Genomic DNA, 1,055 nt, shown 5'->3' with positions numbered 1-1,055 from the left:
CGGGTGGCGAGCAGGGAGTGGCCGCCGAGGGCGAAGAAGTCGTCGTCGGGACCGGCCGCGTCCAGCCCGAGCACGTCGGCGAAGAGTCCGCAGAGGATCTCCTCGCGTGCGGTACGGGCCGGGCGTCCGCTCACCGGCGCGTACTCGGGGACGGGCAGCGCGCGCCGGTCGACCTTGCCGTTGGGGGTGAGCGGGAGCGCGTCCAGCGGGACGATGGCGCTGGGCACCATGTAGGCGGGCAGGGACCGGCCGACGGCGCGGGCGAGGTCGGCCGGGTCGGGGCCGGCGCCGCTCGCGGGGACCACGTAGGCGACGAGGCGGCGGTCGCCCGGTGTGTCCTCGCGGACCACGGCGAAGGCGTCCGCGACGCCCTGGCAGGAGGCGAGGGTGTTCTCGATCTCGCCCAGCTCGATCCGGTAACCGCGCAGCTTCACCTGGCCGTCGGACCGGCCGACGTAGGCGATCTGCCCGTCCGGGGTCCAGCGGACCAGGTCGCCGGTGCGGTACATCCGGCCGCCCGCCGCGTCGAACGGGTCGGCGACGAAGCGGGTGGCCGTCAGGCCGGGGCGGCCCGTGTAGCCGCGCGCCACACCGTGTCCGGCGAGGTACAGCTCCCCCACCACGCCCGGCGGTACGGGCCGCAGCGAGTCGTCCAGGACGTGCAGGCGCATGCCGTCCAGCGGGCGGCCGATGGGCGGCGGCCCGGCGGGCAGGCCGGCGGCCACCGGGTAGCGGGTGGCGAAGGTGGTGGTCTCGGTGGGGCCGTACACGTGCAGGACGCGGGTGTCGGGCGCGAGGGCCGCGACCCGCTGCATGGCGTCCGGGGAGGCCAGCTCACCGCCGGCGCAGACCAACCGCAGACCGGTGAAGGCGCCGGGGTCGGTCTCGGCGATCACGTTGAACAGGGCGGTCGTCATGAAGACGGCCGTGGCCCCGTGGGTGTGCACCGCGTCGTCCAGCGCGCGGGCGTCCAGCACGCCCTCGGGTGCGACGACGATCCGGCCGCCGTGCAGCAGCGGGGCCCAGATCTCGAAGGTGGAGGCGTCGAAGACGTA

At 75.6% G+C, this 1,055-nt stretch carries 1 protein-coding gene; it reads right to left on the bottom strand.

Translation table 11 applies throughout. The features are described 5' to 3' along the window. Positions 1–1,055 (bottom strand): non-ribosomal peptide synthetase (locus GT030_RS04785; protein ID WP_161199984.1); only part of this gene is annotated, 1,055 nt, incomplete at both ends.

Origin of the sequence: Streptomyces sp. SID1328 (assembly GCF_009865595.1) — a bacterium.
Lineage (GTDB): Bacteria > Actinomycetota > Actinomycetes > Streptomycetales > Streptomycetaceae > Streptomyces > Streptomyces griseoluteus.
The sequence above is the reverse complement of the archived record's forward strand: the minus strand, read 5'-3'. Positions and strand labels throughout refer to the sequence as shown.